The following is a 15,056-nucleotide window of genomic DNA, read 5'->3' as shown; positions in this document are numbered from 1 at the left end:
CAGGATTTGGTACGTTTGGCCGATGACTTTGCGTGCGTTATTAATACGGATTTAAGCGGAGTGAAGGCGTGCCAGCGCGCCAGGTGTCTGCCCCAGCAAACGGCGCATGCATCTGGCCATATGGCTCTGATCCGCAAACCCGGCGGCCAGAGCGATCTGGCTTAATGGCAAGTCGCCAGCCAACACCAGTCCGTGCGCGTATTCCACCCGGCAACGCAGTACGTACTGATGCACCGGCGCGCCAAAGGTATTGCGAAACAAGGTTTTCAGATGTGACACACCCAACCCGGCGATGGCCGCCAGATCAACCAGCGACAATGTGCCGTCCAGATTGGCGTGGATATATTCCAGCAACTCTCGCCGTTGCCGGGTGGATAACGTTTGCCCACTACCCAGCGGTGAATTGGCCGCACGCTTGTCTGCTTGCGCCAGACTCACCGCCAGCGCCACGCCCAGAGATTCGCCGTACAAGCGGTCCGCCGGAACGGGTGATTCCAGTTCAGCCTTGATCGCCCAGGCAATGGCTTCGATCCGGGCATCGCGCAGCTGAAATTGCGGGGTCAGCGCAGACTGCTCCGGTTGCCGTCCCAGATCGAGTAAAACCTGGTGCCACAACGGCTGGCTGATGCGCAAACGCAAAATATGACAAGAAGCATCGTCCTGCCACGTGCCGTCCAGCCCGGCTGGCACCACGTCGATATCGCCGTGTTTTTGAATCCGGCGATACTGGCGGCCATCGCAATGGCAATCGGCATTGACCGGTCGGCCAAAATGCACGCCCAGCCGATGCGCTGTCTGCCCAGGCACTAGCGTTAAGCCCGGCGAGATATGCAAAAAATCCGCCTGCAAACCGTTCCAGCCCCGCCCTTCGCTACTCAGGATGGTTCTGGCTGCCGGTTTTTGTTGAGCGGGCTCGGTCTGTGCCATGACGCGCATGATGCATTCCATGAAAATGGTCGGGATGGGCTACAACTGGGCCGCAGCACCATCCTGCATTATTCATGCGCGGTAGCTGTTTCAGCCAGCTAGCCGATATCCGGCAGCTTGATCCGGCAACCAGTCACGAAAGGCCACGACCCGCGGCGGTTGGGCGCTTGCCGGCCGGTGTATCGCCTAACTGGCAAGCGCCGTTGTTTGCACCACAGCCCCCAACGGGCGGATCAGCTGGCCTGCTGCCAGATCATCTCGCAGCACCACTCTGCGGCCCTGCGCCACCCCTTGCGGGACGCTGGCTGCTCGCAAGGCTGCGGGCCGGTCATTATTTCGCGATCTGGTGGAAAAACGTAATGGTGTGTGGAAACGGCTGCGCCGCCAGAGGGTGTACGACATGGGCATATTTACCTTTCCACAAGGCCCGGTCGAAATAGACAAAGCCACGGTTGCCAAATACCCGCGCGAGTACGTCGCGTTGGCTTATGTGCTGGAAAAGAGTGGCTTTCCGTTAAGCCGGGTCTTTGCCACGCGCGGCAGCGATCTGGAAAAAACCATGAAAGCCGAAGGTGCAGCCTGGTTGGCCGCATAGGCCTTTGCATGAGATGCCATTTGCCGTACTGATGAAGCGGCAAGTGGCGCCGATGCTGCGTTGCAACAGTGTGTAGCGTGTCACTGGCACCCCACGCAGCAGTGGTTTTGCTGCCGTAAGATATATGCCGCTGTGCTATAAAAGGAGGGCTTACCCGGGGTAACACTCATAAAACCTGCGCATATAGGTTTCTACCAAAAACATGCCACTGCCTCGTAGCTCATTTGTCGTTCGACTCGCTGCGGGTGTGGTGTTGGTCAACACTTTTGTTTATGTGTTGATCGCCAGTGCGCTCTATCAAAGCCACGCCCAATACGAGCAACAAGCCACCTCGTGGACCCAGAATCTGGCGCAATCGCTAGCTATCAATGTGGCCGGAACGCTCAACAAACTCGATATCGTCATCTATTCAGTGGCGGTCGAAACCGAGCGCCAACTGGCCGCTGGCGGTATTGATCCACAGTTGTTGTCCAGTTACACCATTGCACAGCGCAAGCGGATTCCAGAGACTGAAGGCATCCGCATCAGCGACGCTATGGGCAACGTGCTGTATGGCGAAAAAGTCCCACCCGGCCCGGCGCGCAATATCGCTGACCGCTTGTTATTTCAGCAACTGAAGGCGCAGCCGAACCAGAACTCGATCCTCTCCGAGCCCGTCATCAGCCGCGTGACCGGCGAATGGTCAGTGGCGATGGGCCGTCGCGTGAACCGGCCGGACGGCTCTTTTGCCGGCATCGTGTTTGCGCTGATTCCGCTATCCTGGTTCACCGATCTGTTTACCCAACTGGATATTGGCAAACAGGGCGTTATTGCCCTGCGTGACGCACAGTTGCGTATCTGGGTACGCGTTCCAGCGTATTCGGGAAAAAATAGTGGCCCCGGTAATGCTGTTGTTTCGCAGAAAACCATTGATATGGTCAAGCAGCATCCAGCTGGTTTTTCTTACGAAACAGTCGTGAAGCTGGACGGCATCAAGCGGCGCATGGCATTTCGCAAGATTGAGGGGCAATCGCTGTATTTCTTTGTTGGTCAGGCCGACGCGGATTACCTCGCCTCCTGGTATAAAGAGCTGGCATTAGGCCTGGCCGTCGCGCTGGCTTTTACCTTGATCAGCTGCGCGGCGGCGTTCAGTGCCTGGCGGGTGCGGCGGTCAGACATGCGCCATATACAGGCACTGAGCAATAGCAAAGACCAGTTGCAGCGCTCACAAACGCGCTTTCGCGCCTTGCACGACGCCACCAGCGATGCGGTGTGGCTGCGAGACAGCGAGAACATGATCGACTGCAACCCGGCGGCGGTGCGGCTGATGGGAGCGAACTCGCGCGAGCAATTGCTGGCAAGCAAGCCGACAGATCTATGGCCCTTACTGCAAGAAGACGGACAAAACTCGCTGGAGAAGCAGCAAAACACCGTGGCCAACGCGCTCAAAGCGGGCAATGTCCATTTTGAATGGTTGTACCAGCGGCTGGACAACCAGAAGCTGTTCCCGGCGGAAGTGCTGCTGACTGCCCTGGTGCTGGATGACAAACCCATCCTGCAAGTGGTGATTCGCGACATCACCGAACGCAAGCAGGCAGAAGAACAAATTCGCCAACTCGCCTACTTTGACACGCTCACGGGTCTGCCCAATCGCCGCTTGTTGATGGAGCGGCTGAGCCAGGCTTTGCAGACCAGCCTGCAAAGCGGGCAATTTGGTGCGCTGATGATTCTGGACCTGGACAACTTCAAGGTACTGAACGACACCCGTGGCCACGAATTTGGCGATCGGCTACTCATCGCAGTGGCGCAGCGGATCAAAAACCGCCTGCGCGCCACCGATACTATTTGCCGCCTGGGTGGCGATGAGTATGTGGTTATTCTGGAGCGACTGGGGCTGGATCAGGCGCTGGCGGCCAGTCTAGCCGAAGACTATGCCGAAGAAATCCGCAGCCTGCTTGATCAGCCCTACCTGATCCTGGACGATGGTCTGCAACAGCACAGCACCTCCAGCATTGGCGTGACGCTGTTCTTTGGCGAGGAAACGCCAGAACACACCCTGTTAAAACATGCGGATGTGGCGCTGTATCAGGCCAAGGCCGCAGGCCGTAACGCAGTCCGTTTTTTCAGCCCGGCCATGCAGGATGTCATTGACTCGCGCTCGAACCTGGAAGTGGCGCTGCGCAACGGTTTGCAGCGATCCGAGTTCAAACTGTATTACCAGCCCCAGTTCAGCCTGGACACCGGCTTGATCGGCGCCGAAGCCCTGCTGCGCTGGTTTCCGACCCAATACAAGCCCGTGTCACCCGCATTGTTCATTCCGGTCGCTGAAGAAAGTGGGCTGATTCTGCGGCTGGGGTCGTGGGTGCTGCAAAGTGCCTGTGGGCAGCTCAAAGTCTGGGAAGCCAAAGCAGAAACGCGTGATCTGAAAATGGCCGTGAATGTCAGCGCCCGCCAGTTTCACCAGCCCGACTTCGTGGCTCAGGTGCGCGGCGCTTTGCAATCCACCGGGGCCAATCCGGCGCGACTGCAACTGGAACTCACCGAAAGCGTGGTACTGGAACAAGTTGAGGACGTCGTCGCCCGCATGCAGCAGATCCGGCAACTGGGTGTGACTTTTTCGCTGGATGATTTCGGCACCGGGTTTTCTTCACTGTCTTACCTGAAGCAACTGCCGCTGGATCAGATCAAGATTGATCGATCGTTTGTGCGCGATGTGCCCGAATCGGCCAACGACGTCGCCATTGTTCGCGCCATGATTGCCATCAGCCAGTCGCTGGGGCTGCAGGTGATTGCCGAAGGCGTAGAAAGCCAGGCACAGCTGGAATTCCTGACCGCGATGGGTTGTCGCACCTATCAGGGATTTTTATTCGGCCACCCCATGCCGATTGAAGACTGGGGCCGCGCAGTGGCAGAGGTACCGACGCCTGGCCGATAAAACGCCACGCGCCTTTACCCTTCGCTAGCCGCGAACACCCGCGCCGATCATTGTGTTCTGGTCACGGGACCAGCGCATCAATGCTGAAATGAAGGCGGCCCTCAACCAGTTTTACCCGCAAATTGCGATACTTCATCAGATAGTGCAAACCGACCAGCACAGAGCCGAAGCCTGCTGCCGCACCCACTGCCAACGCCCAGCGCGGACCGTAGCCATCCGCCACCCAGCCCACAATTGGCGCACCGAGCGGCGTGCCGCCCAGCGCAATGGCCATGAAAATCGCCATCACCCGCCCGCGCATGGCGGGCTCGGTCGATAGTTGTATGGTGCTGTTGGCCGACGTGGTGAAGGTTTGCGCCGATACGCCAATGACAATCAGCATCAGCCCGAACAGCCAGTAATTTGGCATGAGCGCCGCCAAAGTCAGCCCGGCGCCAAAGATACCTGCCCCCATCAACAACAAGGCCATGGTTGGTTTTTCGCGACGCGCAGCCAGCAAAGCGCCGGTGACGGAGCCTATCGCCATGATCGAGGTCAGCAACCCATATTTGCTCGCGCCCTGATGAAACACCGTGACCGACATGGTGGAAATGAAAATCGGAAAATTAAGCCCGAAGGTGCCAAACAGAAACAGCATCAGCAAGATGGCTTTCAGGTCCGGGCGGTGCCAGACATAACGAAACCCGTCGACCAGGCTGCCGCGCTGGCGTGGCACTTTGTGTCGGGTATGCAATTCGTCGATACGCAAGCGGCTGAGCGAAAACAGCACCGCCACGTAAGACGCCGCATTGAGCAAGAACACCCAACCCGAACCCACTGAAGCAACCAGTAACCCGGCGCAGGCCGGGCCGATCATCCGTGCGGCATTGAACGAGGTGGAATTGAGCGCTACGGCGTTGGATAATTCCGCCTCGGTGACCAGATCGGACACAAAAGTCTGCCGCGCCGGGGCATCAAACGCTGCCACGCAGCCCAGGCCGAAGGCAAACATGTACACGTGCCACAACTGCACCAGGCCAGTGACGGTGAGCAAACCCAGACCCAGCGCCAGCAGCCCCATCGCCAGTTGCGTGGCCATCAGCAATTTGCGGCGATCCAGATGGTCAGCGGCAAAGCCAGTCACCGGCAGCAACAGGATTTGCGGCCCGAACTGCAAGCCCATGACGATCCCCACCGCAGTGGCGTTATGGTTCGTTAGCTGCGTCAGCACGATCCAGTCTTGCGCGGTGCGTTGCATCCAGGTGCCGACATTGGATACCAATGCGCCGCCTGCCCAGATGCGGTAGTTGCGGATATTGAGCGAGCGAAAAGTACCCTTCACCCGGTTGCTCCCGGTTGTTGCGGGCGACTGCCGCCATGCAACGGGCCAAAGAGATGAGCCGACATCAAGCCCATCAGCAAGATACCCAGACCAAACGCGGCAACGTGGCCGCTGGCATGGATGTCAAAGTCTCCCGCTCGAAACAGCAGCGCGTACGCCAGAACCAGGTTAAACCAGCCCCAGACCACATTGACGGAAGAAGACGACAAGCCCTTGCCGGACGGTTTGGCAAAGGGAGTTTGAAAGGGTTGGCCCGTCACGCCGCGTACCAGATGCGGCACGGCGTTGGTGAAAAAGACGCCACCGAAAAAACACGCAATCCACTGTGCCCAAGGCATGTTCAAACATTCCCGCTCGACTGCAACAACGCAATGATCTCTTGCGTGCTGCCGGTTTCACCCAGTCTTGGAAAAATCCGCGTGATGCTGTTGTTATGCGCATCCGGGTTCAGGTCGGTCATCGCATCCACTGCCAGCGTGACGTTAAAACCCAGTTCATGTGCCTGGCGGGCGGTGGACTCCACGCCAGCGCTGGTGGACACCCCCACAAGCACAACTTGCGTTACCGCTTGCTGTTGCAGCCAGGCAGCCAGATCGGTATTGCTAAAAGCGCCCCACGTCTTCTTGGTGACCAGATGGTCTTGCGGCTGGGCATTCAATTCCGGTACCAGATCAGCCCAGTCTGCAGGTAGCTGGATGTGCGGACGCGTCTGTTCTATCCGGCCAGGTGCGCCACCCGCCACGTTAACCAGCACGACCGGCAAGGCGTGCCGCCGAAACGCGTTGGTCAACGCGCTGGCATGCTGGATGACCTCAGCAATCCCGTGCTCTGCGGCGCGCGCAACGATGCCTTTTTGCAGATCAATCACGACCAGCGCGGTTTTTGGGTCTAGCGTGGTTACCGGCATGCAATTCTCCTCAGCTTTACGATTGGGCGAGGCGTTTGAGTAACTCAAGCGCCACCGCCAGTTGTTCTTGCTCGGCCGGCTCCAGCTTGGTCTGAATGGCCCGGACCAGCCAGTCTTCACGCGCCGCGTGGCTCGCTTTGACGCGCTCCCGGCAGGCTTCGGTCAGCGACAGAATGGTTTGGCGACCATCGGCCGGGTCCGGTGCACCACTAACCAGACCGGCGTCTTCCAGCACCGCGACAGTCGCCCCCATCGACTGCGAGCGCACGCCTTCGGCACGCGCCAGGGCAGAGACAGTCGCCGGACCGTCCCGATCGAGTCGGCTCAGTACCGACAACTGCGACCAGGTGAAGTCGCCCAGACGGGCTTCTTCCCGCAGCCGGCGTTTCAGCTGGCCGATCAACACCCGCAACTCGACCGCCGTCGCATGAATGCCAGCGCTTTGGATATCTGCCGCTTGCTCGTTCATCTGCCTGCTCCCGTTCTTCATCATTACAACAATGAAGACAAACTACGAAGTTTAACTTCATACATATAAACAAATAAGCAATGGCACCGTCAAATAAGACAGACCAAGGGAAGAACAAAGCCGCAGCTACGAAACCTGCGTGTGCCCAAATCCTTGCTTCGTAACTGCAACTTACGGGGATAAAATGGATGGCGTGCGCTGCTGCCCATCTGGCGCCGACTTTCGCTGGGGGAGTTCTGCATGCTGGTGCACCAAGGAACAAGCCGAACTACACGAATCAACCTTCATCTGGCCTGCTCGCTGGCGGGTATTGCCGGGGCTTTGAATGCGGCAGCGTTTTATTCGGTCGGTTTTTTCTCGGCCAATATGACCGGCAATGTTTCAACACTGTCTGATCATGTCGCCACCGGGCAATGGCGTTCCGGGCTGTTTTATCTGTGCATTATCGCGCTGTTCATTTTTGGTTCATCGGTATCTACCTTGCTGATTAACGCCGGCAGCCGCCGCGCAATGACCGGCGTTTATGCCTACAGCATTCTGCTTGAAGCATTGCTGCTTACGGTTCTGGGGACGATCGACCTGTGGGTGCAGGCGGTCTGGCGGACACCGACGGTGGTGCTGGGTCTGGCGTTTTTGATGGGTTTGCAAAACGCCACGGTGACCCGGATTTCCGACGCCCGCGTACGCACCACCCATGTATCTGGCATGGCTACCGACATTGGCATTGAAATTGGCATGGCGTTTGACATGCTGCGCGGACATGCGACGCAGGACGCCACCGCAGGCAATTTCTCGCGGCTCTATCTGCACTCGGCGACGATTGCCTCTTTCCTGGCGGGCGGCATAGTCGGGGTGCTCATCTATCAGCGCCTGGGCGGTTATTTGATGATCATGGCCGCGTTTGCCCTGCTTGCTTTGGCCTTGCGCGGTCTGCACTGGACCAGGAAAACCGCGCCCATGCTGCAAATGCCAAACGATTTATAGCGGTTCCAGATTGTTTTGAGAGGCGCGAAATCATAGCGCCAGATTGTGATATTCGACCCGCTGACCCAGCCTCGATGTTTTCCTCTTCAAGCCAGATTGCCTCTCCTCTTGATAGCCAATGCGAGAACTAATCCCGCCTGCCCGGCACGCTGCGCGGACATTCCGTCCGAATCTCATTCAGAAATCTCATCTATATAGATAGCTGTCGCCGTGCGCTTATGTTGATGCGCTACGGCTTGCTGCAACTGGTTCATCCCGAGATTCACGTCCAGAACACAGGGTAATAATATCCATGACGGCCTCTGCCTCCGCTGCTCCCGCCACCCCACCACGCCGACCGCTCACCACCTTGCAAGCGCCTGTGGTAATCCCGGCGCTGGTCGTAGTTATTGCCCTGCTGGTGTACTGCGCCTTGTTTCATGAACAGGCAGATATCTTGTTTGGCCAGGCCCAGGCGTGGGTCACCAGCCGCTTTGACTGGTTCTACACCATCAGCGTGACCGGGTTTCTGGTGTTTCTGGCGCTGGTCGCAGCCAGCAGGTTTGGCGATATCCGCCTCGGCCCGGACGATGCCAAGCCCGAATTCAGCTTTGTGTCGTGGACAGCCATGCTGTTTGCTGCCGGGATGGGTATCGGGCTGATGTATTTTGGCGTGGGCGAGCCCATGCAGCATTACCTGGCACCGCCGCTGCAGGCTGGCAGCACACCACTGGCGGCGCGCGAAGCCATGCTGATGACGTTCTTTCACTGGGGTTTTCACGCCTGGGCTGTGTATGGCGTGATGGGGCTGGTGCTGGCCTATTTCGGCTTTCGCTACAACCTGCCGCTGACCATGCGCTCGGGCTTGTATCCGGTGCTGCGTGATCGCATCAACGGGCCGATTGGTCACGGCGTAGACGCGTTTGCCCTGGTCGGCACCATCGCCGGTATCGCCACCACTTTGGGTTATGGCGTGCTGCAACTGAGCGCCGGTCTGCATCAGGTGCTGGGCTGGGAAACCGGTTCAACCACCTTTCGCGTGGGGCTGATTGTGGTGGTGGTGATGCTGGCCGGCTTATCGGCCGCCACCGGGCTGGATAAAGGCGTGCGGATTCTGAGCGAAATCAATCTGTCGCTGGCCATCTTGCTGCTGGTGTTTGTGGTGGCATTTGGCCCCACCGTGTACTTGCTGGAAGCCTTCAGCGAAAACGTCGGCCACTACCTCACCAACCTGGTGGAACTGTCTTTTCGCACTTACACCTATCAGCCTACGATCAAGCCCGGCTGGTATGGCGGTTGGACCATTCTGTACTGGGCATGGTGGATATCCTGGTCGCCATTTGTGGGCATGTTCATTGCCCGCATCTCGCGCGGGCGCACCATCCGCCAATTTGTGCTGGGCGTGTTGCTGGTGCCGGCCACGTTCAATCTGTTGTGGATGACGGCATTTGGCAATAACGCGATCTGGCTCGATACCCACGTGGCCATGGGCGCGTTGTCGCGCGGCGCAGGCAACGTTGATGCCCTGCTGTTCCAGTTCTTCGAATACTTCCCGCTCACCCAGGTCTTGTCTGGATTGGCGATCATTCTGATTGCGGTGTTCTTTGTCACCTCGGCCGACTCCGGCGCGTTTGTCATCGACACCATTGCCTCGCGCGGCGCGCCCAATTCACCGGTATGGCAGCGTCTGTTCTGGGCCGCAGTTCTGGGGCTGACCGCCGCCGTGCTGATGATCGCGGGCGGGCTCAAAGCCTTGCAGGCGATGACGCTGGTCGCGGCGTTGCCAGTCACGATCATCATGCTGGCTCTATGCTATGGCTTGTGGATCGGGCTGCAGGCGGATCGCGCCCATTACGAACCAGACCTCGCGCACGCCACCAGTTTCTGGAGCGGTATGCACTGGCGCAAGCGGTTGGCGCAGATCGTGCACCAGGCCACTGAGGCCGATGTCCGGCAGTTTCTGCAAACCACCGTCTTGCCAGCAATGCAGGAAGTCAGCGCCGAGCTAAGGCAGCGCGGCGTCACCTCCGCCGTTAATCACAATCCGGATACCGCCGATGAAGTGAGTCTGACCATTCCGGTCGAGGCACTGCGCGACTTTGTTTATGGGGTGCGCCTGCAAAGCCGCCTGTTACCGGCATTTCTGATCACGCAATCAGCCAGCCCGGACGAGCCGGATGCCCGCGTGTACGAGCCGATCACCTTTTTTGAAGATGGCCGCGAGGGGTATGACGTGCAGTATCTGCGCAGCGAAGAACTGATTGCCGACATCCTGCGCCAGTACGAGCGTTATCTATCGCTCAGCAGCAATCGCAGCACGCACTTGCTGAATCAGGCGCCGGGGCATACCTGAGAAGGGTGATTCGCGCCTATCCATTTGGCATGCCATCCGGCGGAAATTACCGGGGATTGAGTTCAGCCTGTCCTGAGCCTGGCGCTATGCTTTGAACAAGACCGGCTGGGTAGTGAGCGCTGGTAAACAGGAGAACAACGATGATTAACGTCAACGCCACTGGCAACGCCGGCGCTTATCAGTCCACAGTATTGCAATCGCAAACGCCGACGCAACTGCCTGCGGCCCCGGAACAGTTGCCCACTACCCCGACGCAGCCCCCAGCAGCCGGAACAGCGCCGCCCACCACCTCGCACCAACCCAAGCTGACCGATACTCAGAACGAGATCGTGAACACGCTTTATCTGGCCAATAACGCCCAGAAGAATATTGATATCTACACAGCAGTGGCGCAGGCAAACTCGAATGATCAGTCCGATTCATCGCTGACTGTCAGCAACAACAATTACAACGAGCTAAATCTGAACGTGACCGGCGGCAACGGCACAACCACGCAATATCCATATCAAGCGGGAAGCGTTATTAATACGAAGGGTTGAACCGGCTCGCGCCAGGGGCAGGCTATGACCGACTTGCGCGCCAATGCGAATTGCCTGTGTTGTCAGTTCACCCGCGCCACTCGCCCATGCGTGCGGCCCGAGTTCAGATACCCGGCGATATAGTCCTGCGAAACCTCCCCGCTATAGCGCCCGTCCGTATCCACCACCGGCAGCCAGGTCAGGTTGTGCTCATACAAACGTGATAACACGACACGCAGGTTTTCATCGGCTTGCGAGGTCACGCTGATCGGTTGCAGTTTGTCTGCGCAAACACCCTCCACTCCTTTGGCTTCTTTGCGGCGAACGTAGCCCAGCGGTTTGCCATCGGCATCGACCACCGTGAGATGGCGCAAATCACTGTCATCCATGACGCCAAAGGCGCTGGCCAGCGGCGTATCCAGTGTTGCGGTTTGCGTTTCCTGCATGTCGGCCACTTCTCGCGCTTGTACCAGCAGCAGACGTTTGAGCGTGCGGTCCTGGCCCACAAACGAAGCGACGAACTCATCGGCGGGATGGGCAAGAATTTCATCGGCACCGGCACACTGAACCATGCGGCCCTGGCGGAACACGGCGATCTGGTCGCCCAGCTTGATGGCTTCATCGATGTCATGACTCACCATCAATACCGTTTTGCCCAACTGACGCTGCATTTGCTGGAATTCATTCTGGATCTGCTCGCGATTGATCGGGTCGACCGCGCCAAACGGTTCATCCATCAGCAACACCGGGGCATCGGCCGCCAGCGCACGAATCACGCCAATACGCTGTTGTTGGCCACCCGACATTTCACGCGGGTAGCGTTGCAAGAAGCGGTCCGGGTCCATGGCGACCATGCTCATCAGTTCACGGGCACGTTCACGACAGCGCTTTTTGTCCCAGCCCAGCATGCGCGGCACCACGGTGATGTTGTCCTCAATGGTCATATTGGGGAACAAACCAATCTGCTGGATCACGTAGCCGATATTGCGGCGCAGGGTCACGGTATCGATATTGGCGGTGTCTTCGCCGTTGATCAGCACCTGGCCAGAGGTTGGCGTAATCAAGCGGTTGATCATTTTCATGGTGGTGGTTTTGCCGCAGCCAGACGGGCCCAGCAGCACGCAGATTTCGCCTTCATTGACGGTGAGATTCACGTCATCCACGGCTTTAAACAATTGGCCGTTTTTCTGGGTGAAGGTCTTGCACAGGTTTTTGAGTTCGATCATCAGCGGATTCCTTTTGGGGTCAACACACGCTGCAAACGCAGCAGCACCTGGTCCATCACAACGGCCAGCAGACTCACAATCACTGCGCCGGCGATCAGCTTGCGAATATCGCTTTGGCCGATGCCATGCAGGATGAGCGTGCCAAGACCGCCAGCGCCAACGATGGCAGCAATGGCCATCACACCAATATTGAGTACAACGGCGGTACGGATACCGCCAAAGATAATGGGCACGGCCAGTGGCAGTTCTACCCATTTCAAACGTTGCCAGAAGGTCAGCCCGATACCCCGCCCGGCTTCACGCACGCCTGGGTCCAGGTTCGTCAGGGCGGTGTGGGTGTTGCGCACGATGGGCAGCAATGAATACAAAAATGCAGCGGTAATGGCCGGAAAAGCACCAATGCCCTGCCCGATCATTGAGAACAGCGGAATCATCAAGCCAAACAAGGCAATGGCCGGAATGGTCAGCACAATAGTCGCCAGGCTCAGTACCACGCCCGCCAGCCATTTGAAACGCACAATCAAGATGCCAACCGGTACGCCTAGCAACACCGCCAGTGCCACCGCGATACCCACCAATTGCAGATGCTGGCGGGTCAGGCCGAGGATAAACGGCAGGTTGTGCAGCACGTACTGGAGCGTGTCATTCAGTGTGTCCATGTCACTCTCCTTGTGCTGGCGGAATCAATTGGTGCTCGCGCAGGAACTCGGCGGCAACTTTGTCTACATTGCGGTGTTCAATATCCACCTTGGCATTCAGCGCTGAGATGGTGTCGTTATCCAGCAAGGCCGAGAGCTTGTTCATGTCGTCAGCCAGGCCCGGATTGGCGGCGAGTATGTCGGCGCGGATCACTGGCGTCGCGGCGTAGCTGGGGAAGTAATGCAGATCGTCTTCCAGCACCACCAGATCAAATCCTTTGACGCGGCCATCAGTGGTGTAGACCAGCCCGGCATTCACGAAGCCATCGCGGATGGCGTTGTAAACCAGACCTGGGTCCATCTGGCGGATTTGCGGGCGGGCCAGACGCAGCTTGTACATCTCCTGCATGGGTTTGAGGCCATCGGGGCGACCGGCGAATTCCATATCGAACCCAAGCTGCCAGTTGCGGGTATTAGGGTCTTTGGATACGGCATCCATTTTGGCGACAAGGTCAGACACTGTTTTGATGCCATTGGCCTCAGCCGCGCTGCGGGTCATTGCCAGCGCGTATGTGTTATTGAGCGGCGCCGGGTTCAGCCATACCAGACCTTTTTCGGCATCAATGCGTTTAACGGTTTGATACGCCTCGGCATCGCTCATGCGCTGGTCGATGTGGTTGTAAATGATCAACGCAGTGCCGGTGTAATCCCACACCATATCCAGCTGCTGGTTCTCCAGCGCGTTGCGCATGATGATGGTCGCCAAGTCGCTGGTCTGGTTCACCGTGTAACCCTTGGCGGTGAGGTACTGCGCAGTGAGCGCGGCCAGTACGTGCTGTTCGGTAAAGTTCTTGCTACCCAGATTGATGGTGCCACCGGCAAAGGCCGGAGCAGTACAGAGCAGCGTCAGGGCGATCAGCGCGCGGCGCAATACGGCGCCAGATGTTTTGATGAATGACGAAAAAGTCGCCATGAGGGGTCCTCCTTGTTGGGGCCGATTGGTCGATGTGCAGCAGATCGACCGGTCAGCAGACGACAGGATGGCCTTGCAGCGTCAGGCGACGCCGCGTGGGCTCATGAGCTTGCCAAGACTGGCGACCGTGAGGTCCAGAATCAGCGCAATCAATGCGGTAGCCACTGCCCCAAGCAACAAGGCGGTGTGGTTATTGAGATAAATGCCGGGGAAGATCAGCTCGCCATAACTGCTGGCGCCAATCAGGAACGCCAGTGGCGCAGTGCCCACGTTGATCGCCAGGGCGATGCGGATACCGGAGAGCATCACCGGTAGCGCATTGGGTAACTCCACGCGCCACAACCGCTGGCGGCGGGTCATGCCCAGCGCATCGGCGGCTTCCAGCAAGGCCGGCGACAAGCCAGCCAGGCCGGAATACGTGTTACGCACAATCGGCAGCAAAGACGCCAGAAACAGCGCCACGATGGCTGGTTTGTCACCAATGCCGATCACCACCATGGCCAACGCCAGCACGGCTAGCGGCGGCAAGGTGTTGCCGATATTGAAAATCTGCATACCGGACTCGGCCCAGCGTTTGGCCCACGGACGGCTTAACAACACGCCGCTGGGCAAACCCACCAGCAAGGCCAGCACCATGGACACGCCCACCAGATACAAGTGCTGCTGACCCAGATAGACCAGGTCTTCCTGATAGTGCGCCAGCACCGAAGGGCCAATGCCGAAATACAGTGCTGCAAGCACAGCTGCTGCCAATCCCGAACCGAAAACAATGCGCTTTAAAAACGCTCTTTTGTGCATCTGCGTCCTCCTGGGCCAATAGCAGTAAAAACCGGTACCACTGCTATTCGCTGTAACGATCGCGACAACTTAAGGAACCTCTGAACCAGTTTTTTGGGAGCAGCGTTTGCGCCAAATCGGGATGATCTGTTGACCCAACGCTGTGCCCCAAGGCCGAGGCCTTTGGGTACGGCTGTGGGGCGGCAGACACCCGATTTCGCACAAACCCGAAGGGACGGGCCTTTGCGGGCGGCTCGCTGTGTTGCAGCCCTTGAAGAGGCAATAGCCAGCCCAAGGGCTGACGTCGTGCGATCCATCCCGCAAAGGCCCGTCGCTGCCCCAAAAAACTGGTTCAGAGGTTCCCTACTGCCAACTGAAGCCCGGTCTACCCGGACGATGAATGCACCCTGGAGTACCAAGGCACGAAGACGCGGCCACGGTGGCCGCTGGGGTCTGTGGGTAAGACCCCGTCTGA

General features: G+C 58.3%; 14 protein-coding genes. 5 read left to right on the top strand and 9 right to left on the bottom strand.

Annotated features, from left to right (window positions below):
* Positions 1-51: 51 nt before the first annotated feature.
* Positions 52-936, bottom strand: a complete 885-nt coding sequence (locus N7220_RS15770) for an AraC family transcriptional regulator (protein ID WP_283148472.1) — start codon at positions 934-936, stop codon at positions 52-54.
* 391 nt (positions 937-1,327) lie between these two features.
* Here N7220_RS15770 and N7220_RS15765 point away from each other — a divergent pair, with 391 nt between their 5' ends.
* Together N7220_RS15765 and N7220_RS15760 are read left to right on the top strand one after the other, a co-directional pair.
* Positions 1,328-1,522, top strand: coding sequence for a hypothetical protein (locus tag N7220_RS15765; RefSeq protein ID WP_283148471.1), 195 nt, complete (start codon positions 1,328-1,330; stop codon positions 1,520-1,522).
* 202 nt (positions 1,523-1,724) lie between these two features.
* Positions 1,725-4,436 (top strand): bifunctional diguanylate cyclase/phosphodiesterase, encoded by a 2,712-nt coding sequence (locus N7220_RS15760; RefSeq protein ID WP_283148470.1) that lies wholly within the window; start codon positions 1,725-1,727, stop codon positions 4,434-4,436.
* 61 nt (positions 4,437-4,497) lie between these two features.
* Here the strand turns inward: N7220_RS15760 and N7220_RS15755 are convergent, their stop codons facing one another.
* The 4 genes from N7220_RS15755 to N7220_RS15740 are packed head-to-tail and all read right to left on the bottom strand — an operon-like array spanning position 4,498 to position 7,133.
* Positions 4,498-5,757, bottom strand: a complete 1,260-nt coding sequence (locus tag N7220_RS15755) for an MFS transporter (RefSeq protein ID WP_283148469.1) — start codon at positions 5,755-5,757, stop codon at positions 4,498-4,500.
* A complete protein-coding gene (locus N7220_RS15750; protein WP_283148468.1) occupies positions 5,754-6,095 on the bottom strand; it encodes a hypothetical protein in 342 nt (113 codons plus the stop codon). Before N7220_RS15750 ends, N7220_RS15755 begins: the two co-directional genes overlap by 4 nt.
* 2 nt (positions 6,096-6,097) lie before the next feature.
* Positions 6,098-6,664, bottom strand: a complete 567-nt coding sequence (locus N7220_RS15745) for an isochorismatase family protein (protein WP_283148467.1) — start codon at positions 6,662-6,664, stop codon at positions 6,098-6,100.
* 16 nt (positions 6,665-6,680) lie between these two features.
* Entirely contained in the window at positions 6,681-7,133 is a 453-nt protein-coding gene (locus N7220_RS15740) for a MarR family winged helix-turn-helix transcriptional regulator (RefSeq protein WP_283148466.1), read from the bottom strand.
* Between the two features lie 240 nt (positions 7,134-7,373).
* Between N7220_RS15740 and N7220_RS15735 the strand changes: the two genes are divergently transcribed.
* From N7220_RS15735 to N7220_RS15725, 3 genes are all read left to right on the top strand, one after another.
* On the top strand, positions 7,374-8,117 hold the full coding sequence (locus N7220_RS15735) for a YoaK family protein (RefSeq protein ID WP_283148465.1): 744 nt from the start codon (positions 7,374-7,376) through the stop codon (positions 8,115-8,117).
* A gap of 292 nt (positions 8,118-8,409) precedes the next feature.
* A complete protein-coding gene (locus tag N7220_RS15730) occupies positions 8,410-10,449 on the top strand; it encodes a BCCT family transporter (protein WP_283148464.1) in 2,040 nt (679 codons plus the stop codon).
* 140 nt (positions 10,450-10,589) lie between these two features.
* Positions 10,590-10,988: a hypothetical protein gene (locus tag N7220_RS15725; RefSeq protein ID WP_283148463.1), complete on the top strand. Its 399-nt coding sequence runs from the start codon at positions 10,590-10,592 to the stop codon at positions 10,986-10,988.
* 62 nt (positions 10,989-11,050) lie between these two features.
* Here the strand turns inward: N7220_RS15725 and N7220_RS15720 are convergent, their stop codons facing one another.
* The 4 genes from N7220_RS15720 to N7220_RS15705 form a co-directional block, all read right to left on the bottom strand.
* Positions 11,051-12,193, bottom strand: a complete 1,143-nt coding sequence (locus N7220_RS15720) for an osmoprotectant ABC transporter ATP-binding protein OsmV (protein ID WP_283148462.1) — start codon at positions 12,191-12,193, stop codon at positions 11,051-11,053.
* Positions 12,193-12,852, bottom strand: coding sequence for an ABC transporter permease (locus N7220_RS15715; RefSeq protein ID WP_283148461.1), 660 nt, complete (start codon positions 12,850-12,852; stop codon positions 12,193-12,195). The genes N7220_RS15720 and N7220_RS15715 overlap by 1 nt, the downstream gene beginning before the upstream one ends.
* Position 12,853: 1 nt before the next feature.
* Positions 12,854-13,804 (bottom strand): glycine betaine ABC transporter substrate-binding protein, encoded by a 951-nt coding sequence (locus tag N7220_RS15710; RefSeq protein WP_283148460.1) that lies wholly within the window; start codon positions 13,802-13,804, stop codon positions 12,854-12,856.
* Positions 13,805-13,885: 81 nt separating this feature from the next.
* Positions 13,886-14,602 (bottom strand): ABC transporter permease, encoded by a 717-nt coding sequence (locus tag N7220_RS15705; RefSeq protein WP_283148459.1) that lies wholly within the window; start codon positions 14,600-14,602, stop codon positions 13,886-13,888.
* Positions 14,603-15,056 lie beyond the last annotated feature (454 nt).

The sequence above is a fragment of the Silvimonas soli genome (genome assembly GCF_030035605.1).
Taxonomy (GTDB): Bacteria; Pseudomonadota; Gammaproteobacteria; order Burkholderiales; family Chitinibacteraceae; genus Silvimonas; species Silvimonas soli.
The sequence above is the reverse complement of the archived record's forward strand: the minus strand, read 5'-3'. Positions and strand labels throughout refer to the sequence as shown.

Bases quoted from the DNA above. Each gene is read 5' to 3' on its own strand.
- N7220_RS15710 (WP_283148460.1), bottom strand. From the start codon at position 13,804: ATGGCGACTTTTTCGTCATTCATCAAAACATCTGGCGCCGTATTGCGC.
- N7220_RS15765 (WP_283148471.1), top strand. From the start codon at position 1,328: ATGGGCATATTTACCTTTCCACAAGGCCCGGTCGAAATAGACAAAGCC.
- N7220_RS15745 (WP_283148467.1), bottom strand. From the start codon at position 6,664: ATGCCGGTAACCACGCTAGACCCAAAAACCGCGCTGGTCGTGATTGAT.
- N7220_RS15720 (WP_283148462.1), bottom strand. From the start codon at position 12,193: ATGATCGAACTCAAAAACCTGTGCAAGACCTTCACCCAGAAAAACGGC.
- N7220_RS15735 (WP_283148465.1), top strand. From the start codon at position 7,374: ATGCTGGTGCACCAAGGAACAAGCCGAACTACACGAATCAACCTTCAT.
- N7220_RS15705 (WP_283148459.1), bottom strand. From the start codon at position 14,602: ATGCACAAAAGAGCGTTTTTAAAGCGCATTGTTTTCGGTTCGGGATTG.
- N7220_RS15760 (WP_283148470.1), top strand. From the start codon at position 1,725: ATGCCACTGCCTCGTAGCTCATTTGTCGTTCGACTCGCTGCGGGTGTG.
- N7220_RS15750 (WP_283148468.1), bottom strand. From the start codon at position 6,095: ATGCCTTGGGCACAGTGGATTGCGTGTTTTTTCGGTGGCGTCTTTTTC.
- N7220_RS15740 (WP_283148466.1), bottom strand. From the start codon at position 7,133: ATGAACGAGCAAGCGGCAGATATCCAAAGCGCTGGCATTCATGCGACG.
- N7220_RS15770 (WP_283148472.1), bottom strand. From the start codon at position 936: ATGCGCGTCATGGCACAGACCGAGCCCGCTCAACAAAAACCGGCAGCC.
- N7220_RS15725 (WP_283148463.1), top strand. From the start codon at position 10,590: ATGATTAACGTCAACGCCACTGGCAACGCCGGCGCTTATCAGTCCACA.
- N7220_RS15730 (WP_283148464.1), top strand. From the start codon at position 8,410: ATGACGGCCTCTGCCTCCGCTGCTCCCGCCACCCCACCACGCCGACCG.
- N7220_RS15715 (WP_283148461.1), bottom strand. From the start codon at position 12,852: ATGGACACACTGAATGACACGCTCCAGTACGTGCTGCACAACCTGCCG.